Annotated in this window: 18 protein-coding genes and 1 tRNA gene; 8 read left to right on the plus strand and 11 right to left on the minus strand. The window is 67.6% G+C overall.

The annotated features are described in order from the left end of the window. Nucleotides 1-23: 23 nt before the first annotated feature. Nucleotides 24-1,319 (minus strand): hypothetical protein, encoded by a 1,296-nt coding sequence (locus tag J0J01_RS15575; protein ID WP_296382106.1) that lies wholly within the window; start codon nucleotides 1,317-1,319, stop codon nucleotides 24-26. A gap of 224 nt (nucleotides 1,320-1,543) precedes the next feature. Between J0J01_RS15575 and J0J01_RS15580 the strand changes: the two genes are divergently transcribed. Beyond that, nucleotides 1,544-2,494, plus strand: a complete 951-nt coding sequence (locus tag J0J01_RS15580) for a LysR family transcriptional regulator (RefSeq protein ID WP_296382108.1) — start codon at nucleotides 1,544-1,546, stop codon at nucleotides 2,492-2,494. Nucleotides 2,495-2,537: 43 nt separating this feature from the next. Here the strand turns inward: J0J01_RS15580 and J0J01_RS15585 are convergent, their stop codons facing one another. The 6 genes from J0J01_RS15585 to J0J01_RS15610 form a co-directional block, all read right to left on the minus strand. Next, on the minus strand, nucleotides 2,538-2,963 hold the full coding sequence (locus J0J01_RS15585) for an HIT family protein (RefSeq protein ID WP_296382110.1): 426 nt from the start codon (nucleotides 2,961-2,963) through the stop codon (nucleotides 2,538-2,540). Next, a complete protein-coding gene (locus tag J0J01_RS15590; RefSeq protein WP_296382112.1) occupies nucleotides 2,960-3,901 on the minus strand; it encodes an ATP/GTP-binding protein in 942 nt (313 codons plus the stop codon). Before J0J01_RS15590 ends, J0J01_RS15585 begins: the two co-directional genes overlap by 4 nt. Further along, nucleotides 3,898-6,573: a pyruvate, phosphate dikinase gene (ppdK, locus tag J0J01_RS15595; protein WP_296382113.1), complete on the minus strand. Its 2,676-nt coding sequence runs from the start codon at nucleotides 6,571-6,573 to the stop codon at nucleotides 3,898-3,900. Before ppdK ends, J0J01_RS15590 begins: the two co-directional genes overlap by 4 nt. Nucleotides 6,574-6,575: 2 nt before the next feature. Continuing rightward, entirely contained in the window at nucleotides 6,576-8,627 is a 2,052-nt protein-coding gene (glyS, locus tag J0J01_RS15600) for a glycine--tRNA ligase subunit beta (protein ID WP_296382115.1), read from the minus strand. Nucleotide 8,628: 1 nt separating this feature from the next. Beyond that, nucleotides 8,629-9,555 carry a glycine--tRNA ligase subunit alpha gene (locus tag J0J01_RS15605; RefSeq protein WP_296382117.1) on the minus strand — a complete coding sequence of 309 codons (927 nt, stop codon included), beginning with the start codon at nucleotides 9,553-9,555 and terminating at the stop codon, nucleotides 8,629-8,631. A gap of 106 nt (nucleotides 9,556-9,661) precedes the next feature. Further along, the gene (locus tag J0J01_RS15610) at nucleotides 9,662-9,901 is read right to left on the minus strand and encodes a hypothetical protein (protein ID WP_296382119.1); all 240 of its coding nucleotides are present in this window, start codon (nucleotides 9,899-9,901) and stop codon (nucleotides 9,662-9,664) included. Nucleotides 9,902-9,954: 53 nt separating this feature from the next. On the opposite strand from J0J01_RS15610, the gene glpD reads away from it, so the two are divergent. The 5 genes from glpD (at nucleotide 9,955) to cysC (ending at nucleotide 16,045) form a co-directional block, all read left to right on the plus strand. Next, nucleotides 9,955-11,493 carry a glycerol-3-phosphate dehydrogenase gene (gene glpD / locus J0J01_RS15615; protein ID WP_296382121.1) on the plus strand — a complete coding sequence of 513 codons (1,539 nt, stop codon included), beginning with the start codon at nucleotides 9,955-9,957 and terminating at the stop codon, nucleotides 11,491-11,493. A 96-nt stretch (nucleotides 11,494-11,589) separates the two neighbouring features. Next, complete coding sequence (locus J0J01_RS15620) at nucleotides 11,590-12,159, plus strand: Spy/CpxP family protein refolding chaperone (protein ID WP_296382123.1); 570 nt, start codon at nucleotides 11,590-11,592, stop codon at nucleotides 12,157-12,159. 141 nt (nucleotides 12,160-12,300) lie between these two features. After that, nucleotides 12,301-13,149, plus strand: a complete 849-nt coding sequence (locus J0J01_RS15625) for a sulfotransferase domain-containing protein (protein WP_296382125.1) — start codon at nucleotides 12,301-12,303, stop codon at nucleotides 13,147-13,149. 123 nt (nucleotides 13,150-13,272) lie between these two features. Continuing rightward, entirely contained in the window at nucleotides 13,273-14,193 is a 921-nt protein-coding gene (cysD, locus tag J0J01_RS15630) for a sulfate adenylyltransferase subunit CysD (RefSeq protein ID WP_296382126.1), read from the plus strand. Between the two features lies 1 nt (nucleotide 14,194). Next, nucleotides 14,195-16,045 carry an adenylyl-sulfate kinase gene (cysC, locus tag J0J01_RS15635; protein WP_296382128.1) on the plus strand — a complete coding sequence of 617 codons (1,851 nt, stop codon included), beginning with the start codon at nucleotides 14,195-14,197 and terminating at the stop codon, nucleotides 16,043-16,045. 74 nt (nucleotides 16,046-16,119) lie between these two features. On the opposite strand, the gene J0J01_RS15640 is transcribed toward cysC, so the two are convergent. After that, complete coding sequence (locus J0J01_RS15640; RefSeq protein ID WP_296382131.1) at nucleotides 16,120-16,953, minus strand: aspartate dehydrogenase; 834 nt, start codon at nucleotides 16,951-16,953, stop codon at nucleotides 16,120-16,122. 91 nt (nucleotides 16,954-17,044) lie between these two features. Between J0J01_RS15640 and J0J01_RS15645 the strand changes: the two genes are divergently transcribed. Beyond that, nucleotides 17,045-17,121: transfer RNA gene (locus J0J01_RS15645), tRNA-Pro, on the plus strand. 177 nt (nucleotides 17,122-17,298) lie between these two features. Here J0J01_RS15645 and J0J01_RS15650 read toward each other — a convergent pair. Genes J0J01_RS15650 through J0J01_RS15660 form a run of 3 tightly spaced genes read right to left on the minus strand, consistent with a single transcriptional unit; the run spans nucleotide 17,299 to nucleotide 19,955 of the window. Then, nucleotides 17,299-18,141 carry a TauD/TfdA family dioxygenase gene (locus tag J0J01_RS15650; RefSeq protein ID WP_296382133.1) on the minus strand — a complete coding sequence of 281 codons (843 nt, stop codon included), beginning with the start codon at nucleotides 18,139-18,141 and terminating at the stop codon, nucleotides 17,299-17,301. Nucleotides 18,142-18,153: 12 nt separating this feature from the next. After that, nucleotides 18,154-19,200 carry an amidohydrolase family protein gene (locus tag J0J01_RS15655; RefSeq protein ID WP_296382135.1) on the minus strand — a complete coding sequence of 349 codons (1,047 nt, stop codon included), beginning with the start codon at nucleotides 19,198-19,200 and terminating at the stop codon, nucleotides 18,154-18,156. 8 nt (nucleotides 19,201-19,208) lie between these two features. After that, nucleotides 19,209-19,955, minus strand: a complete 747-nt coding sequence (locus J0J01_RS15660; RefSeq protein WP_296382137.1) for an SDR family NAD(P)-dependent oxidoreductase — start codon at nucleotides 19,953-19,955, stop codon at nucleotides 19,209-19,211. A gap of 88 nt (nucleotides 19,956-20,043) precedes the next feature. Between J0J01_RS15660 and J0J01_RS15665 the strand changes: the two genes are divergently transcribed. After that, nucleotides 20,044-20,997: an SMP-30/gluconolactonase/LRE family protein gene (locus J0J01_RS15665; protein ID WP_296382138.1), complete on the plus strand. Its 954-nt coding sequence runs from the start codon at nucleotides 20,044-20,046 to the stop codon at nucleotides 20,995-20,997. The last annotated feature ends 52 nt before the right edge of the window (nucleotides 20,998-21,049 follow it).

A 21,049-nucleotide genomic window follows, 5' to 3' on the forward strand; every position in this document is an offset into this window, starting at 1 on the left:
TGTCGGTCGTCTGCACAGTCATTCTATACCCCCTCGGTCAACACTCCGTTGTCATTCCGGAAGCGGCGGCCCCCAGCCGTCACCTCCGGAAGATTCGCTGCCAACTGGCCGAGCACGTCGGTCACCACCGTCGGCGTCATGCCCTTGGCACCCTTGCGGATAGCGGTCGCCGAAATCTTGTCGCGACGCATGATCCGCCAGGGGTAAATCCAGCCGCACTCGTCGCAGATCTGCCGAACGTACATGCCGCCGAAGTCCGTGCCGTGCAGCGTGTGCAGCCGCGCGCCCGGATGCATCCTCTTGATCTCGGCGATCACGCCCTGGAAGCCGCGCTTGTCGTAGGTCTCGCGCAGGGCGATCACCTCGACCTTGCCTGCGAGCCCCGCCTCGGCGACCGCCAGCTCGATCAGCGCCTTACGCGTCTCCGGTGGCAGGAAGATGTTGCCGGTGGGGAAATAGTCGACAGCGACGTCGGCCTTCTCGGTCTTCTCGTAGATCTGGAAACCGTCCTTCAGCCGGCCGACGCGGATCTCGCCCCGGCGGAAAGCCTCGACATGCAGTCGCGGCACCAGGGTCGGATGGATGATGATCTTGTCGAGCCTGCGTTGCTCCATCGCACGCTGGATGATCGCGAGATGGGTGTTGTGGACCGGATTGAAGGTACCGAAATACAACCCGATGCCGCCCTTGGGGGCGATGATCGACCGCACGTCGGACAGCAGGCCCACCAGCAGGAGCAATCCGCCGAGACCGAAGCCGATGGCCAGAAAGGCCTCGCGCGCAAACGGAATGCCCGCGGTGCCGAGTGCCGTCAGCACGGTGTTGATGCACAAACCGGCCAGCACGTTGCGGTTGTAGTCGCCGATGCCGCGGGCATACAGGTAGATGCCGAGATACTGCAGGCCCTGCGAGGCGAGACTGGTGACAAGCGCGGCGCCGACGATGCCGCCGACGGTGGCAACGCCGGCGCGGCTCATGCCGTGCCCGTAGAGCATCACCGCGAACAGCGCGAGGTTCACCGCGAACTGGAAGACGAAGCGGCCGAGCCTTCCGCCGGTGACGTAGCCGAATTGGTTGTTCGACCAGATCTCGATCTTGTTGCTGATCCGACTGTAGGTCGGCATGAACAGCGCGAAGAAGATCGCGACCCCAATCAGGGCTGGATTCGTCCAGCTGCTATGCGCGTATGCATAGCAAAGATAGGTCAACAGACCGGCAAATCCGGCCAGTCGCGTCGAGGGACTGCGCAGATAACGACTGAGGCGGCCGGCGAGATCTGACAGCGGCGACGCCTTGCTGTCTGGGCTAATGGCGGACACCGTAGTTCCCTCACACCGAAGTCAACACAACAGACTGATTGACTAACGAATGCGAGGACTACATATAGATTCAGGCCCAAACGAAGCGGTTGCTTAGCAATACCGGCTAATCACCTACAAACGAGACATAAAACGACATTCCACAATCAATGGTGTAAGATAAACCACAAAGAGCCCCAGCAAGTAAATGTATCGACCGCGCACATATTGTATCGATTGTTACGATGGTCACTCCGTCGCCCCGTAAGAGCAAAGTTCCGAACATCCTGGGCGACTGGGATGACGTCCGTTTTTTTCTCGCCGTTGCGAAGACCGGAAGCTTCAGCGCTGCCGCCACGCAACTGAACACCAAGCAAACGACGGTCGGTAGGCGAATCCAGGCACTCGAGCGACGCCTCGGCGCCAAGCTGTTCGATCGTCATCGCCACGGCATGGAGGTGACTCCGGCAGCGCGCGGCGTGCTGGTGCAGGCCGAGTCGATGCTGTCCAACGCCACCTCGATCGAGCGGCATCTTGCCGGCCTCGACCGCGAGATGGCGGGCGTCGTCCGCATCGCCTGCACCGAGGGCATCGCCGCCCACTGGCTGGTGCCTCGCCTCGACCAGCTGCGCCGCAGCCATCCCGACATCATCGTGCAGGTGATCGCTGGCGACCAGGTGCTCGATCTGGCGACGCGCCAGGCCGACCTCGCCATCCGCTTCTTCCGTCCGACCTCGAACCAGCTCGTCGCAGCGCGCGTCGGCCAGTTCAACATGTCGATCTTCGCCGCGCCTTCCTACATCGAGCAGTACGGCCTGCCGCAGCGGCTCGAGGATCTGCGCGAGCATCACATCGTCGACCACACCACCCTGCACAGCCTGCCGGCGATGAAGCCGTGGAGCGAGGTGGTCGAGCGCAGCCCCAACGTCGTGCTGCGCACCAACTCCTCCTATTCGGCGGTCGAAGCGGTGCGGGTCGGCTACGGCATCTCGGTGTTCCCCGACTACGTCACCAAGTCGTCGAACCTGGTGGCCGCGCCGATCGATCTCAGGATCGTCCGCGACATCTGGCTGGTGAGCCACGAGGAGACCAACAAGGGCGTGCGCATCCGCACGGTGATCGACTACGTGCGCGAACAGTTTCGCCAGGACGAGCGCGAATGGTTCAGCCCGCCCTCGAGCCGCACCGCCGCCTGATCTCTCATCGGACCGCGGGCGGAGGCCCCTCGGTCCGGCAAGATTAGAGGGCGGCTTTCAGCCTCTCGTAGGCTGCCTTGATGGCGGCCATGTCGCCGGGCTTCTGCTCCCAGTTGAGGTTGACGTCGTCGCCCTTGACCCGCGGCATGATGTGGATGTGGAGGTGCGGCACGCTCTGGCCCGCGCCCTCGCCGTTGGCCTGCAGCAGGTTGATGCCGTGCGGATCCAGCGCCTTGAACGCGGCCTTCGCGACCTTCTGCGCGGTCTTCGCCACATCGGCCAGGACATCGGCCGGGATCACGTCGACCGTCGGCCAGTGGCCCTTGGCGACCGCCAGCGCATGGCCTGCGTTGACCGGGTTGATGTCCATGAAGGCGATGGTGTTGGCGTCCTCGAGCAGCTTGAAGCAGGGGATCTGGCCCGCGACGATCTTGCAGAAGATGCAGTTGCCATCGGTTGGGTGGGTCATCGCGGAGTCTCCAGGACGGCGGTCAGGTCGCGCAGGCGCTGGAACGGCTGGCCGCCCGGCGCGAGCGACGCATCCAAGCCAAGCGCACCGAGCCGCGCAAGTCCCCGCGTGCCGAAGCGCTCGCGCAGCGCCTCGCGCAGCCAGCCCTCGCTCTGGCGATGCCGCGCCACGCCGAGCCGGCCGTCCTGCGCGAGATGGGCGCGATGCGCCTCGAGCCCCGCCATCAGCCCGTCGATGCCGGTACCGGCGCGCGACGACACCGCCAGCGTCTTGAGCGGCCAGTCGCCCGCCGTCGCCAGCGACAGCGCGCCGGCGACATCGGTGCGGGCCCGCTCGGCGGCAGCGCCGAGATCGGCCTTGGTGACGACGATCAGGTGCGGGATCTCGACGATGCCCGCCTTCATGAATTGCAGCGAATCGCCCGAGCCCGGCTGGACGCAGAACACCACGGTGTCGGCGACGCCCGCGACGTCGGTCTCCGACTGGCCGACGCCCACGGTCTCGATCAGCACGCGATCGAACAGCGCGCGCATCACCACCATCGCCGCCAGCGTCTGGTCGGCCAGGCCGCCCAGACGGTCGCGCGCCGCCATCGAGCGCACGAAGCTGCCGTCGTCGGCCGAATCGTGGACGATGCGCACGCGATCGCCGAGCAGCGCCCCGCCGCTCGCCTTCGACGAGGGATCGACCGCGATCACGCCGACGGTCTTGTTGTCCTTGCGCCAGGCCGCGACCAGCGCCGCACACAGGGAGGACTTGCCGACGCCCGGCGGACCGGTGACGCCGACGACGTGCGCGCGCGGCGCGCGCCAGGCTTCATCGAGCAGGCGCTGCGCCCGGTCGCTGTCGGGATCGCGCTCCAGGCCGGCCAGCGCTGTCGCAAGCGCGCGCTTGCCGCCCTCTTTGAAACCGAAGGGCCGAAGCGCGTCGAGGTTCATTCGGTTTTGAGCTGACCGCCCAGGGCCGCCTGCGCCGCCGCCAGCCGCGCGATCGGCACGCGGTAGGGCGAGCACGAGACGTAGTCCAGACCGGCCTTGTGGCAGAAGAACACCGAGGCCGGGTCGCCGCCGTGCTCGCCGCAGATGCCGACCTTGAGCTTGGGCCGCACCTTGCGGCCGCGCTCGCAGCCGATCTCGATCAGCTCGCCGACGCCCTCGATATCGAGCGAGGCGAACGGGTCGTGCTCGAGGATGCCACGCTGCTGGTACTTCTCCAGGAACGAGGCCGAGTCGTCGCGGCTGAGGCCGAAGGTGGTCTGCGTCAGGTCGTTGGTGCCGAAGCTGAAGAATTCCGCGGACTCCGCGATCTCGCCGGCGCGCAACGCGGCGCGCGGCAGCTCGATCATGGTGCCGACCAGGTAGTCGAGCTTCTGGCCGGAGGCGAGGCTGACCTCCTCGGCGACCTGGTCGACCACCGCCTTCATCAGGTCGAGCTCCTTCTTGGTCGCGATCAGCGGGATCATGATCTCGGGGATCACAGTCTTGCCCGCCTTCTTCTGCACCTCGGCGACCGCCTCGAAGATCGCGCGCGCCTGCATCTCGTAGATCTCCGGATAGGAGATGCCGAGACGCACGCCGCGATGGCCGAGCATCGGGTTGAACTCGTGCAGCTTGTTGGCGCGTGCCTCGATCTCGGCGACGTCGACGCCGAGGTCCTTGGCCACGACCGCCATGTCGGTCTCGGTCTTGGGCAGGAACTCGTGCAGCGGCGGGTCGAGCAGGCGGATGGTGACCGGCAGGCCGGCCATGATCTCGAACAGCTCGACGAAGTCCTGGCGCTGCATCGGCTGGATCTTGGCCAGCGCCGCGCGGCGGCCCTTCTCGTCGTCGGCCAGGATCATCTGGCGGACGGCGACGATGCGGTCGCCCTCGAAGAACATGTGCTCGGTGCGGCAGAGGCCGATGCCCTCGGCGCCGAACTTGCGCGCCTGGGCGGCGTCCAGCGGCGTCTCGGCATTGGCGCGGATGCCGAGCGTGCGGACCTCGTCGGCCCACACCATCAGCTCGGCGAAATCACCCGAGAGCTCGGGCTGCACGGTCGACACGACGCCTACCATGATCTCGCCGGTGCCGCCGTCGAGCGTGATCTGCTCGCCCGCCTTCACCGTGGTGCCGCGCACCGAGAGCGTGCCGGCCTTGGCGTCGATACGCACGTCGCCGGCACCCGCGACGCAGGGCTTGCCCATGCCGCGCGCCACGACCGCGGCATGGCTGGTCATGCCGCCGGTCGAGGTCAGGATGCCCTCGGCCGCGTGCATGCCGTGGATGTCCTCCGGCGAAGTCTCGCGGCGGACCAGGATCACCTTCTCCCCGCCGCGCGCCTTCTTCTCCGCCTCGTCGGCGGTGAACACGACCTTGCCCGAGGCGGCGCCGGGCGAGGCCGGCAGGCCCTTGGCGATCACCTTGCGGGCGGCCTTGGGATCGAGCGTCGGATGCAGGAGCTGGTCGAGCGAGGCCGGGACGATGCGCGCCACCGCTTCGTTCCGGTCGATCAGGCCCTCGCGCACCATGTCGACGGCGATCTTGAGCGCGGCCTTGGCGGTGCGCTTGCCGTTGCGCGTCTGCAGCATGTAGAGCTTGCCGCGCTGCACGGTGAACTCGATGTCCTGCATGTCGCTGTAGTGCTTCTCGAGCGTCTCGCGCACGCCGCAGAGCTGCTTGAAGACCTCCGGCATCACCTCTTCCATCGCCGGCGCGTCGGACTTCTGCGCCTGCTTGCCCTCGATGGTGAGATGCTGCGGCGTGCGGATGCCGGCGACGACATCCTCGCCCTGGGCGTTCACCAGGTATTCGCCGTAGAACAGGTTGGTGCCGGTCGACGGGTCGCGGGTGAAGGCGACGCCGGTGGCGCAATCGTCACCCATGTTGCCAAACACCATCGCCTGCACGTTCACCGCCGTGCCCCAGCTCTCGGGGATCGAATGCAGGCGGCGATAGGTGATCGCGCGCTGGTTCATCCACGAGCCGAACACCGCGCCGACCGCGCCCCACAGCTGCTCGCGCGGCTCCTGGGGGAACGGTTTGCCGGTGCGCTTCTCGACGATCTTCTTGTACTCGCCCACCACCGACTTCCAATCGTCGGCCTTGAGGTCGGTGTCCATGTGGACGCCGAGATCCTCCTTCTTGAGCTCGAGCGCTTCCTCGAAATAGTGATGGCCGACGTCGAGCACGACGTTGGAGTACATCTGGATGAAGCGGCGGTAGCTGTCCCAGGCGAAGCGGTCGTCGCCCGACGACTTCGCAAGGCCGAGCACGGTCCGGTCGTTGAGGCCGAGGTTCAGGACGGTGTCCATCATGCCCGGCATCGAGGCGCGCGCGCCCGAGCGCACGGACACGAGCAACGGGTTGGCGGCATCGCCGAAGCCCGCGCCGACGGTCTTCTCGACCGCGGCCAGCGCGGTTTCGACCTCGTCCTTCAGCTCGGGCGGATAGCTCTCCTTGTTGGCGTAGTAGTAGGTGCAGACCTCGGTGGTCACGGTGAAGCCCGGCGGCACCGGCAGGCCGAGGCTCGACATCTCGGCCAGGTTGGCACCCTTGCCGCCGAGGAGATTGCGCATCTCGGCGCGGCCTTCCGCCGTGCCGTTCCCAAAGCTGTACACCCACTTGGCCATAGCTAGCCCTCGATCTTCGAAAAGGCGGCCACCGCATCCATGGTGGCACGGATTTGATTCAACAATTTCAATCTATTGAGACGCAGATCCGGCTTGTCTTGCACGTTTACCGTGACCTTGTCGAAGAAGGCATCGATCGGCGCCCGCAAGCCGGCAAGGGCCTGCATCGCGCCGGCGAAATCCTCCTTCTGCAACGCTGGTTTGACCGTGCGCTCGACCTCCGCCAAAGCGGAAGCAACGGCTTTCTCCTCGCCGAGTTCCAACAGTGCGACATCGGGTGCGCCGGCGATCCGTGCCGCCAGCGTCTTGTCCTTGCGCTCCTCGGCGCGAACGATGTTGGCCGCACGGCCGTAAGCCGTCAGCAGGTTCTTGCCGGCCTCGGTGCCGAGGAAGGATTGCAGCGCCTCGACGCGCGCCAGCAGGCGGACGAGATCGTCCTCACCACCCAGCGCGAATACCGCGTCGATCACGTCGTGGCGCACGCCCTTGTCGCGCATCTGCACCTTGAGGCGCTCGGCGAAGAAGTCGAGCAGGTCGGCTTGCTTGAAGAACCGGCTGAGCGGCAGGCGCAGCTTGTTCTCGACGACGATGCGGATCACGCCCAGCGCCGCGCGGCGCAGCGCATAGGGATCGCGCGAGCCGGTCGGCTTCTCGCCGATCGACCAGAACGAGGTGAGCGCATCGAGCTTGTCGGCCAGCGCTACCGCCATCGACACCGGCGCCGACGGGCAGCGGTCGTTGGGGCCGGCCGGCGCATAGTGATCGCCGATCGCGTCGGCCACCGCGGCGGGCAGCTTTTCGTGCAGGGCGTAGTAGCGGCCCATGATGCCCTGCAGCTCGGGGAACTCGCCGACCATGCCGGAGACCAGGTCGGCCTTGCACAGCTCGGCCGCCATCATGACCTCGGCCTTGGCCGCGCCCGGCACGCAATCGGCCACCGCGGTCGCCAAGGCGGCGATGCGCTGCACCCGCTCGGCCTGCGTGCCGAGCTTGGCATGGAAGACGACGCCCTTCAGCGCGGCGACGCGATCTTCCAGCCGCACCTTGCGGTCCTGGTCCCAGAAGAACTTGGCATCCGAGAGCCGCGCGCGCAGCACGCGCTCGTTGCCCTCGACGATCGTCTTGCCGCCGTCGCGCGCGATGGTGTTGGCGACGACGACGAACCGGTTGGCCAGCGTGCCGTCCGGCCTGGTCGTCACGAACTGGCGCAGATGCGTCTTCATCGAGACGATCAGCACCTCCGGCGGCACGTCCATGAACTGCGCGTCGATGGTGCCGAGCAGCGGCACCGGCCATTCGACCAGGCCGGTCACCTCTTCCACCAGGCCCTCGTCGTCCTTCAGCGCGACCTGCGCCTCCTGCGCGAGCCGGTGCGCGCCCTCGAGGATGGTCTTGCGGCGCGCCGCCGGGTCGAGCACGACGTGCGCGGCCGCGAGCTTGGCTTCGTAATCGGCGAAGCCGGTCACTGTGATCTCGCCCCGGCTCAGGAAGCGATGGCCGCGCGTGGTGTTGCCGAACACCACCGGCGCCATCTTGCCGCCCGGCTCGACGCGCCCGCTCAGCGCCTTGCCCTCGAACAGCGCGATGATGCCCTGCAGCGGCCGCACCCATTGCAGGGTGCCGCTGCCCCACTTCATCGACTTGGGCCAGGGCAGCGCCTTCATCGCCGCCTCGATCACGCCCGGCAGCACGTCGGCGGTCGGGCCGCCCTTCTTGCGGATGACGGCGAACCAGAACTCGCCCTTGCCGGTGTCGCGCTTCTCCGCCTGGTCGAGCGAGGAAAGCCCCGCGCCCTTCAGGAATCCCTGGATCGCGTTGTCGGGTGCGCCGACGCGCGGGCCGCGGCGCTCCTCGCTGACATCGGCGCGCGCTGCCGGCAGGCCGTCGATCACCAGTGTCAGCCGCCGCGGCGTGGCGAAGGCACGGGCCCCGGCGAAGGCGAGGCCCGCGGCCTTGAGCCCGTCGGACACCAGGCGCTTGAGATCGTCCGCAGCACGCGCCTGCATGCGCGCGGGAATCTCCTCGGACCGGATTTCGAGAAGGAGCTCGGCCATTTTACGCACCCCCTCCCTGCCCTCCCCCTGAGGGGGAGGGTTGGGTGGGGGTCCTCTGCGTGGCGAGCCACGCCTCGCAACACGCCTTGGCGAGGTCGCGGACGCGCAGGATGTAGCTCTGCCGCTCGGTGACGCTGATCACACGGCGCGCATCGAGCAGGTTGAAGGTGTGGCTCGCCTTGATGCACTGCTCGTAGGCCGGCAGCGGCAGCTCGAGCTGCAGCATGCGGGCGCACTCCTTCTCGGCGTCGACGAAGTGGCGAAACAGCATGTCGGTATCGGCATGCTCGAAATTATAGGCCGACTGCTCCTGTTCGTTTTGCAGGAAGACGTCGCCATAGAGCAGCGGCACCTCGGAGGTCGGCGAGTTGAAGGGCAGCTCGTACACCGTCTTCTTGTCGAACAGGTACATCGCCAGCCGCTCGAGCCCGTAGGTGACCTCACCGGCCACCATGTCGACCTCCATGCCGCCAACACCCTGGAAGTAGGTGAACTGCGTGATCTCCATGCTGTCGCACCAGACTTCCCAGCCGAGACCCCAGGCGCCGAGCGTCGGGCTCTCCCAGTCGTCCTCGACGAAGCGGATGTCGTGCAGGCCGGTATCGATGCCGATCGCCGCCAGCGAGCCCAGGTAGCGCTCGAGGATGTCGGTCGGCGACGGCTTCAGGATCGCCTGGAACTGATAGTAGTGCTGCAGCCGGTTGGGGTTCTCGCCGTAGCGGCCGTCGGCAGGCCGCCGCGAGGGCTGCACATAGGCCGCGTACCACGGCTTGGGCCCGAGCGCGCGCAAGGTTGTGGCCGTGTGGAACGTACCCGCCCCCATTTCCATGTCGTAGGGCTGGAGGATCAGGCAACCCTGACCCGCCCAATACTCCTGCAAGGTCAGGATCAGGTCCTGGAAACATTGCGGCTTGGCAGGCTTCGACACCGGACTTCCCCAAGGCTCAGAAGGCCTTGTGTTTCCGCCACTTAAGGCCTTTTTTGCGGTGCGGCAAAATAGGGACCGCCCTCCAGCCGGTCAAGCGCCCCGGCCATCAGGCCTGAGGGCAGTCGGATCGGGCGCATTTTGCCGCGTTTGCCGCGACGTAGGTCCCACAGGCCGTGCACAAACGCGTATCCTCGACCACGGCCCGGCGGGGCGGCGGCGCGGCCTCGCGATGCGGCGGCTCCGGCGGCTTGGACAGGCCGCCGAACAGGCCGAGCCAGCGGCGCGCGGCACTCCAGGCGCCATACACGACGACCGCGAAAATCACGATCTTCAGCAGAAACCCCATGCGGCCTTTTGCGGTGCGAGCGCGCGAGGGTCAAGCGCGCTATATGTGGGTGCATGAATGGAAGTGAGTCGCCGCCACTGGATTTGTTCGTGGTCGGCGGGGGGATCAACGGCGCGGGGATCGCCTGCGACGCGGCCGGACGGGCCCTCAAGGTCGGGCTGTGCGAAATGAACGATTTCGCCTCGGCGACGTCGTCCAAGGCGACCAAGCTGATCCATGGCGGCCTGCGTTACCTGGAGCACTACGAGTTCCGGCTGGTGCGCGAGGCGCTGATGGAGCGCGAGGTGCTGCTCGCCAAGGCGCCGCACATCTCCTGGCCGCTGCGCTTCGTGCTGCCGCACGAGCCGCATCTGCGGCCGCGCTGGATGTTGCGGCTCGGCCTCTTCCTCTACGACCATCTCGACTGGCACATGACCCTGCCGAAGTCGCAGCAGGTCGACCTGCAGCACTCGAAATGGGGCAAGGGCCTGAAGCCCATTTTCAATCAGGGCTTCGTCTACTCCGATGCCTGGGTCGACGACGCGCGTCTGGTGATCACCAACGTGAAGTCGGCGCGCGAGATGGGAGCCGCGATCTATTCTCGCCATCGCTGCACGTCGGCTCGGCGCAGCGCCGATGGCAAGCTGTGGGAGATCGAGCTCGCGGCGCGCGACGGCGCGACGGTGAAGCTCGCGGCGCGCGGCCTGGTCAATGCCTGCGGCCCGTGGGTGAAGCACTTCCTCGACGAGCAGACGCAGGTGAAGACGCCCAAGCGCGTGCGGCTGATCAAGGGCAGCCACATCGTCGTGCCGCGCCTGCATGACGGCGACCATGCCTTCATCCTGCAGAATGCCGACAACCGCATCGTCTTCGTCATCCCCTACGAGCGCGAGTTCTCGCTGATCGGCACGACCGACATCCCGGTCGAGAAGAGTGAGGATGCCGCCTGCACACAGGAGGAGATCGCCTATCTTTGCGAGCTCGCCAGCCACTACATGGCCAAGCCGGTGCGGCCGCAGGACGTGGTGTGGACCTATTCGGGCGTGCGGCCCTTGTTCGACGACGGCGACGACGATCCCTCGGCGGTGACGCGCGACTACCATCTCGAGGTCGACGCGCCGAACGGCGCCGCGCCGATGCTCTCGGTGTTCGGCGGCAAGATCACCACCTACCGCCGCCTCGCCGAGCATGCGCTCGAGGATCTGCGCAAGTTCTATCCCCGCATGGGCGGCAGCTGGACCGCGGGCAAGCCGCTGGTCGACGGCGAGTTCGCCGATGCGCCGACATTCGAGGAGGCGTTCGACCGCTTCGCCGCCAGCGCCGCCGGCGTGAAGCCGGGCCTGCCGGTCGAGCTGGTGCGCGTGCTGGCGCGCCGCCACGGCACCGGCCTCGACGACCTGCTGGACGGGGTGAAGACCGTGGCTGACCTGGGGCGCCATTTCGGCGGCCATCTCTACGAGGTCGAGGTCCGCTACCTGATGCGCGACGAATGGGCGGTCGAGCCCGACGACGTGCTGTGGCGGCGCACCAAGGAAGGCCTGCACATGACGCAGGCTGAGCGCGAGGCCTTTGCGCAGTGGATGCAGGGCCTGCGACCCAACGCGCACCCCTGAACCTTAAAGAAAGCTGACGACGCCGGGCACGTTTCACGCACCAGGCCCGTACTTGAGGACACGGAGAGAATTTCCAGCCCCTCAAGGAGCTCTCGGATGCGTGCTCGTCCCCTCGTTCTGGCCTTTCCGGCCGCCCTCGCGGCGGTCGCCGGCCTTGCCTGCCTGACCTCGGCCCTCGCTTCCAACGGTGGGTTCGAAGGATTGCCGCAGTTCGCGCAGGCAACCCCGCCGGCCGCCTCGCCCCCGGCGGCCGGCGGCGGTCCGGCCGCTGGCCCAATCCGTCCGGCTTTTTCGCCGAAGCAGTTCTGTGAGGAGCGCGTCGCCCGTCGCATCGGCGCCCGCGCCTATCTCAAGGCCAAGCTCGATCTCAAGCCCGACCAGGTGTCGGCATGGGACGCCTACCAGACGGCGGCCGACGCGCAGAGCACCAAGGACAAGACCAGGTGCGCGGCGCTGCCGGCCGAGATGAAGGAGCCGCCGACCTTTGTCGACCGCATGAATCGGCGCCAGGAGTGGATGAAGTCGCGGCTCGAGAGCCTGGAGGCCGTGAAACCGACCCTGCTCGCGCTCTACGACAAGCTGACGCCGGAGCAGAAGGCGGTGTTCGATCGCCCGATGATGGGCCGTCACCACGACGGCCCGGGCCGGCATCGCCGGCGCGGCTAGCGGCTCTTCCGATTTGACAAAGGTGTTGTAAATTCGATTGCATTACTCATTCTGTCTGCAACTCACTTTTGGCCACAATCCCGAGCAAAAGGCGGTGACCCCGAGTAGCGACTACCCCTCGAACGAGAAAGTCTGCGTACAATGAGATACAATATTGTCGTTGCCACCCATCACAAGACGGGAACGGTCTGGATGGATGGCGTGTTCAAGGCGATCGCCGGCGATTTGGGCGCCCAGTACATCAACTTCCGCGACGATGAGCGACGCCTGGGAGAGCTGCTTCACAGCCCTTTTATTCTCTTCTGCTACGACTCAGATTTCGGTGACCACGCCTCGGTGCTTGATCGCAGAGACGTGAGAACCGTCCATCTCATCCGCGATCCCCGGGACGTCGTGATCTCCGCCATGCACTATCACAAGGCCTCGCGCGAGAGCTGGCTGCACGAGCCGATCCCGGGCTACGACAACCTCACCTACCAGCGCGCGCTGCAGCAGCTGCCGACCCGGTTCGCGCAATACATTTTCGAAATGGAGAACTCGAGCGCCAGCACGCTGCGCGACATGGCGAGCTGGCGCTACGGCCGCGCCAACTGCTTCGAGGCGCGCTACGAGACGCTGCGGCAGGACAGCGACTTCGTCTATTGGCGGCAAATCACGCGCTTTCTCGGCCTCGACGCGGCGGAGCAGGACCTCGCCGACCGCCGGTTCTGGCAGAACAGCCTGTTCGGCGGCCTGTCGACGCTCGGCAACCGGCACGTCCGCTCGGGCGCGGTGGCGCAATGGCGGCGCACGTTCACGCCGGCGATCGCCAACGGCTTTCTCAAGCGCTTCCCCGGTCTGTTGCAGGGCCTGCGCTACGAGACCAGCGACGCCTGGGTCCGCGAGCTGAGGTGGGCCGAGGAGCCCGGCCTGCTGGCTGGCCTGCGCCAGCTCGCGGCGGATCATTGGGAACTCCTCGCAGAGCGGGCGCGACTCCCATCGAAGTTCTGACGCTGTGAAATCGACCCGCGCGATCTGACGCGGCACGCCTCGGCCGATATGCACTTTTGGCCGGCCCGCCGGGGCGATAAGGTCCGGCCACCCCGACACTTCCAGACTTGCCCGCGAATCGCCGTGGACGCCACAACCATAAGCTTTCAACTCTCGCCGCACCTGCAGGCCCTGGAAGACGACGCAATCTACGTGCTGCGCGAGGCCGCGGCGGAGTTCCGGGCGCCGGTCATGCTCTATTCCGGCGGCAAGGATTCCAGCGTGCTGCTGCACCTGGCGCGCAAGGCGTTCTATCCGGCGCGGCCGCCCTTCCCGTTCCTGCACATCGCCACCGGCTGGGATTTTCGCGAGCTGCTCGAGCATCGCGACCGCGTCGCCGCCGCCCATCATCTCGACCTGCTGGTCCACGGCAACGACGACGCCACCCGCGCCGGCGTCAATCCCTTCACCACCGAGACCGGCGAGTATTCGCGCCTGATGCTGACCGAGGCGCTGACCCAGGCGCTCGACCGCTACGGCTTCGACGTGGCGATCGGCGGCGCGCGGCGCGACGAGGAAAAGTCGCGCGCCAAGGAGCGCATCTTCTCGCGCCGCCTCGGCCACGCCTGGAATCCGCGCGACCAGCAGCCCGAGCTGTGGCGTACCTTCAACCTGCGGCTGGTGCCGGGCGAGACCATGCGCGCCTTCCCGTTGTCGAATTGGACCGAGACCGACATCTGGGCCTACATCCAGGCTGAGGGCATCTCGATCGTGCCGCTCTATTTCGCCGCCGAGCGCAAGGTGCTGCGCCGCGGCGCGAGCTGGATCGCGGTCGACGACCATCGCCTGCGGCTCGGCGCCGACGACAAGGTCGAGAGCCGCTCCGTCCGGTTCCGGACCCTGGGCTGCTGGCCGCTGACCGGCGCCTGCGACTCGCAGGCGATGGATCTCGCCTCCATCATCGCCGAGTTGGCGACGGCGCGGCAGAGCGAGCGCCAGGGCCGGCTGGTCGACGGCGCCCGCCACGCCTCGATGGAGCGCAAGAAGCGCGAAGGCTACTTCTGACATGGACGGCTTCGTCGACCGGCGCAGCACGTTGCGCTTCCTCGCCTGCGGCTCGGTCGACGACGGCAAGTCGACCCTGATCGGCCGGCTGATCGCCGATTCGGCGGGCCTGCTCGACGACCAGCGCGCCAGCCTCGTGGAGGACTCGCGCCGCTTCGGCACGACCGGCGACGACATGGACTTCGCCCTGCTGCTCGACGGGCTGGAGGCCGAGCGCGAGCAGGGCATCACCATCGACGTGGCCCACCGCTTCTTCTCGACGCCGCGCCGCGCCTTCGTGGTCGCCGACACGCCGGGCCATCGGCAGTTGACCCGCAACATGGCGACCGGCGCCTCGACTTCGGAGCTGGCGGTCCTGCTGGTCGACATCCGCAACGGCCTGGTCGAGCAGACACGGCGCCATGCCGCGATCGCCCATCTGCTCGGCATCCGCCACGTCGTGGTCGCGGTCAACAAGATCGACCTGGTCGACTTCTCCGAGCACCGCTTCCGCGAGGTCGAGCGCGCCGTCGAGGCCTTCGCGAAGCCGCTGGCGCTCGCCTCGCTCACGGTCATCCCGGTGTCGGCGCGGCACGGCGACAACGTCGCGACACGCAGCGCCCGCACGCCCTGGTACGATGGCCCCTCGCTGCTCGCCTGCCTCGAGACGATCGACGTGCGGCCCGACAACGCCGGCGCGCCGTTGCGCTTTCCGGTGCAGTGGGTGAACCGGCCGGACGCTTCGTTCCGCGGCTTCGCCGGTACCGTCATGTCGGGCGAGGTCAGCGTCGGTGCGCCGGTCGCGGTCGCGGGCTCGGGCCGCATCACCCGGGTCGAGCGCATCGTCAGCTTCGACGGCGACCTTCCCGATGCCGCCGCCGGCCGTGCCGTCACCCTGACCCTGGCCGACGAGATCGACATCGCCCGCGGCGACCTGCTGATCGACCCGCGCCGCCGGCCGACGGTGACGCGGCAATTCGCAGCCGACCTGGTCTGGCTCGCCGAGGCGCCGGCGCAGCCCCGCCAGTCCCTCCTGCTCAAGATCGGCACCGCGACGGTACCGGCGACGCTGACGCGCATCGTCGACCGGCTCGACCTCGATTCGCTCGGCCGCACCGCCGGCGACGACCTCGCGCTCAACGCCATCGGCCGGGTCTGGATCGAGACGACGGTGCCGGTCGCCTTCGATCCCTATGCCGACAACCGCGCGACCGGCGGCTTCATCCTGATCGACCGCGCCACCGCGCGGACGGCGGCGGCCGGGCTGGCGGTCGAGAACCTCGCGGCGGCGACCAACGTCCATCCGCAGATCGGCCAGGTGACGCCGGCGCGGCGCGCGGCGATGAAGGGCCAGCGGCCGCTGGTGCTGTGGCTGACCGGCCTGCCCGGCGCCGGCAAGTCGACCATCGCCGACCTGGTCGAGCGCAAGCTGGTCGAGCATGGCCGCCAGACCATGCTGCTCGACGGCGACAACCTGCGGCAAGGCATCAACTCGGACCTCGGCTTCGACAGCGCCTCGCGGGCGGAGAACGTGCGCCGGGTCGGCGAGATCGCCCGACTGATGGCCGATGCCGGCCTGATCGCGATCGTGGCGCTGGTCTCGCCGTTCCGCGCCGACCGGCTGCGCGCGGCCTCGCTGCTGCCGGCCGGCAGCTTCGTCGAAATCTTCGTCGATACGCCGATCGAGGTCTGCCGCCAGCGCGACACCAAGGGCCTGCATGCCCTGGCCGACAAGGGCCGGCTCGCCAACCTCACCGGCCGCGACCAGCCCTACGAGCCGCCCGAGCAGCCGGCGCTGGTGCTCAAGACCACCGAGCTCAGCGCCCAGGAGGCGGCCGACCGCGTGGTGGCGCTGGTCTTGGACCGGGTTTAGGACTCTTCCGGACCGCGGACCTCCAGGTCCGCTCATGCGCATGATGCGGGACCTGGAGGTCCGCGGTCCCCTGACTACCAGTCGCTCGACCGCACCATCTTCATCAGGTCGTCGGCCATGGTGAGCGCGGTCAGCACGCCGGTCTTGGGATTGTCCGGCATCGCCTTGCCCAGCCGCTCCAGCCGCAACTCGCCCGAATCGCTCACCACCTCCAGGCGGCTGGCATTGGTGCCGGGCGGCAGGGTCGGATCGGCGACCAGCTCGATCTCGGTGCGCTTCAGCCCTGCGCCGCACAGCGCCACGGTGACCGCGAGGTTGGCGTTCTTGGGGTAGAGCCGGCCGGCATCGGCCGGCGTGCCCTGGAAGATGACCGTCGGCACCTTGATCGACGGCAGGTCGAAGTCGGTCTCGGCCGGCGTGCCCGACCAGGCATGCGGCGGCTTGATCGAGGTATATTTGACCCGCTCGAGCTTGCCGAGCCGCATCGCCAGCAGGCCGTCGAGGCCGGCGATGGCGCCCGCCGGCAGGCGCAGCCGGGCGCCGCTCTCGGCCGCCGCCGCCTTGTGCTTCTTCCACAGCCTGGGATCGCCATAGGCGCCGGTGGCGATGACCATGAAGTCGTAGCCCTTGCGCAGAATGGTCTCGCCCCACTCGCGCACCGCCTGCTGGCTCGCCGCCTCGACCACGACGTCGGGCTTGAGCTTGAGCAGGCTCTTGAGGTCCTCGACCACCGCGACCTTGCGGCCGACCTTCTTCCGGGTCGCCTTGGCGCGGCCGGGGCGGACCAGGACGCCGATGATGTCGATCGGCGGCTTCTTCTCCTTGAAGACGTCGAACAGCATCTGGCTGATGGCGCCGTAGCCGATAAGCGCGATCTTGAGCCGCTTCTCCTTGTTCTTCTTCGCCATGCCTCCCCCGCGCAAATTCAAGACCGGGACTATAGCCGGGCCGCGGCCCTTGCGACCATGGGAAGCCGCCGCTATAACCGCCGCCGCCTGACGGAGTGTAGCTCAGCCTGGTAGAGCACTAGCTTCGGGAGCTAGGGGCCGGAGGTTCGAATCCTCTCACTCCGACCAATCGGGTGCCGGTACCAGCGGCATCCATCGAGACAGCGACGGCGGGCCTTCGGGTCCGCCGTTCGCCTTTCAGGGACTCGATTCGGAGGCTGCAGGCGAACCGGTCGGAGCGAGACATCGGCGATGCCGCAGTTGCCGGCATCGGCTATGCCGGCGATATCCGGTTCGGTTGCCTGATCAAACCGGGACGGTCGGCCCCGAGGTCAGCCGCCGCATGTGGCGGCGCATGCCGTGATAGTCGTTGATGGCGTTGTGCATGACCCGCCGGTTGTCCCACACTGTCAGCGTGCCGGGCTCCCAGTGGACGCGGCAGGTGAATTCGGGCCGCGTCGCATGCTCGACCAGCCAGCCAATCAGGGGCTGGCTCTCGTCGCCGGTCATGCCCTCGAAATGCGTAGTGTGGACCTTGCTGCAGTAGATCGCCTTCTGCCCGGTCTCCTCGATGCTGCGCACCACCGGATGCACCGATTCGTAGATATCCGCCGTCTCGCCCGCGATCACCTTCATGCCGCCGATCTGGGCGTGATGCAGGTTGCGGCCGCCCGAGTTCTTCAGGCCGGCGCTGAACACGCCGTTCAGGGTGCCGAGCATCTCCTTCATCCGCGGCGACAGCGATTCGTAGGCCGCCACCATGTCGCAATAGAGGGTGTCGCCGCCGCGCGACGGCGTCTCGATCGCATAGAGCAGCGTCGCCATCGGCGGCGCCTTCATGTAGGTCGTGTCGGAGTGCCAGCCGCCGCCGAAGTTGCGCTTCTCGCTCGGCTCCTTGATCACGTCGAACAGGAACGGGAAGCCCTCGAGGCCTTTCACGAACGGATAGTGGTTGGGCTCGCCGAAGCGCGCGCCCACATCCATCATGTCCTGGGCCCCGAGGTCCTGGCCGCGGATCGCGATCACTTTGTGGTCGAGGAAGGCCTGGTGCACCGCGGCCCAGGCCTGGTTGTCCATGGCGCGCAGGTCGACGCCGCGCACCTCGGCGCCGAGCGAACCGGCGATGGGAGTGACTGTGATGGTGCTCATGGCGGACTCCCTTCAAATACCGAGTCGGTAGAACCTCGACGCGGTGTTGTGGAACAGATCGGCCTTCTCGGCCGCGCTCGCGCCCTGCGCCAGTCGCTTGCAGGTGTTCCAGTACACGCCGTAGCCGTAGGACCCCTTGTCGACCGGGAAATTGCTTTCGAACATCGCGCGATTCGGACCGAAGGCCGCGATGCAGGTCTCGATGTAGGGGCGCCACAGCGTCGCGAGCTGCTCGGAGCTCGGCGGCTTCTTGCCCTCGTGCACGTCGAAGCCGAACATCTTCATGCCGAGGCCACCCAGCTTCACCTGCACGTTGGGGCACGCGGCCAGCTCGCGAATGCGCGCGCTCCAGTCGGCGAACACCTCGTCGCGCTTGCCCTTGTAGCGGCCGAGCCCGATCGCGCCGCCGACATGGTTGAGGCAGATCGGCGTCTGCGGGAAGGCGCGCGCCAGCTCCACGACATCGCCGAGCTGTGGATGGTAGACCCAGGCGTCGAAGCCGAGGCCGAGCGGCGCCAGTTGCGCGAAGCCTTCGCGCACCTTCTTGTCGACCAGCAGGCCCATCGGCCGAACGGCCGTGGCCCCCCACGCGCCCTGATCCGCGTCCATGGATGCGATGTGGCGGATGCCGCGGAACCGGCCGCCGCCCGCCACGATCATCGCCTCCAGCACCTTCTTCACCGGCGTGCCGAGCGTGAGGTCGGCATGGCCGACGATGCCGGCGCAGACGCGCGTCTTGCCGTAGCCGCCGCTGGCCGCCATCGCCGCGACGCCGTTGGCGAACTCGATCTCGCCCACGGGGCGCATCTCGACCGGGCCGTCGGCGCGATACATCGACAGCCATTCGAGATAGACGGTCGCCACGATGTTGTGGCCGCCGCTGCCGATGTCGGCCAGCAGGTCGGGCAACAGGTAGCGACCGCTCTCCGGCCGGTCGATCAGGTGATGGTGCGGGTCGACGATCGGCAGATCGGGTTCGAGCGCCGCCTCGCGGCCGCTGTCGAGCCAGTCCTGCCGCACCGCCAGGTGCGCGCTGATCTGCGAGTCCTTGGATGGCATGGCCGCCATTAGAGACCCTGCGCGCCCGCGACCGCAATCGTCTGGCCGGTCACCCAGGAGGCCTGCGATGAAGCCAGGAACAGCGCGACGTTCGCCACCTCCTCCGGCAGGCCCATGCGGCCGAACGGGATCGACTTCAGCGTGCCGTTGTAGAGCGTCGGGTTGTCGCTCTTGCGGCGGTCCCAGACGCCGCCCGGGAACTCGATCGACCCCGGCGCGATGCAGTTCACCCGCACCAGGTCCTTGGCATACATCGCGGCCTGCGTGACGGTGTAGTGGATCACCGCCGCCTTGATCGCGCCGTAGGGCGGCTGGCGCGCCGCCGGATGATGCGCCGAGATCGACGAGATGTTGATCACGTTGCCCTTGGACTTCTGCAGCGCCGGCAGTGCCTCCTGCGTCGCGTGCACGATCGCCAGCATGTCGATCTGCAGGCTCGAGGTCCAACCCTTGTCGTCGTCGGTGCTGCCGAAGGCCGAGGCGTTGTTGACCAGCACGTCGAGCCCGCCCAGCGCTGCCACCGCCTCCTTCACGTAGCCGCGCACCGCGTCGCCCTTGGCGAGGTCGACGCTCGCGACATGGACCTTGTGGCCATGTTTGGCGAGCTCGGCCTTGGTCTGCCCGAGCGTCGCGACATCGCGGGCGCAGATCGAGACGTCGCCGCCCGCTTCCGCGATACCCATGGCGATCGCCTTGCCGATGCCCCGGCTGCCGCCGCAGACGATAGCCTTCTTGCCCGTGAAGTCGATTTTCATGATGCGGTTTCTCCCAAAGAGCTTAGTCGCGCCGAGTTTGCAGACGGCCGCGTATCGGTGTCCACTCCGGCGCGGGAGGAATCATCCTATGGCTCAAGGTCCGTCGCGCTGGGAGTCTTCGGCGCCGATCCGCTATCCCGATCCCGACATCGTCGTGCTCGACAAGCGCTTCCGGCACCTGGTGGTGCCGATGGCCGCAATCGAGCGCGTCGCGACCGGCTTCCGCTTCACCGAGGGGCCGGTCTACTACGGTGACGGGCGCTACCTGCTCTTCTCGGACATCCCCAACGATACGCTGGTGCGCTGGGACGAGCTCACGGGCACCTCGGCGATCCTGCGCCACGATGCCGGCCATCCCGACGGCAGCACGCGCGACCGCCAGGGCCGGCTGGTCACCTGCGAGCTCGGCAGCCGCACGCTGACCCGCACCGAGCACGACGGCACAGTCACCGTCCTCGCCGACAATTTCGAGGGCACTCGGCTCACCGGGCCGAACGACGTGATCGTGAAGTCCGACGGCACGATCTGGTTCTCCGACAACGGCGCGGGCATCCGCGGCAACTACATGGGCGACAAGGCGCCCAAGGAGATGCCGTACCGCGTCTACAAGCTCGATCCCAAGACCGGCGCGCTCACCATCGCGGTCGGCGACATGGAGCGGCCGAACGGGCTTGCCTTCTCGCCCGACGAATCGAAGCTCTATGTCGTCGACACGCCGGACGGCCCGCGGACCACGCATGTCTACGACATGGTCGACGGCAAGCCGGCGAACGGCCGCCTGTTCTTCGACGCCTCGCCCGGCTTCGCCGACGGCATCCGCGTCGACACCGAGGGCAATGTCTGGGCCGGCTTCTCCGGCGGCGAAGGCCAGGACGGCGTCGCGGTGTTCGCAGCCGACGGCACGCTGATCGGCCGCATCCTGTTGCCCGAGCGCTGTGCCAACCTCTGCTTCGGCGGCAGGAAGCGCAATCGCCTGTTCATGACCGCGAGCCAGTCGGTCTACGCCCTCTATGTCGAAGCCCAAGGTGTCGGCGGCGGCTGAAGGTGTAACCCGGAGCACCGGTGTCATCCCGAGCGAAGCGAGGGATCCATAC

Source organism: Reyranella sp., assembly GCF_017305915.1.
Lineage (GTDB): Bacteria > Pseudomonadota > Alphaproteobacteria > Reyranellales > Reyranellaceae > Reyranella.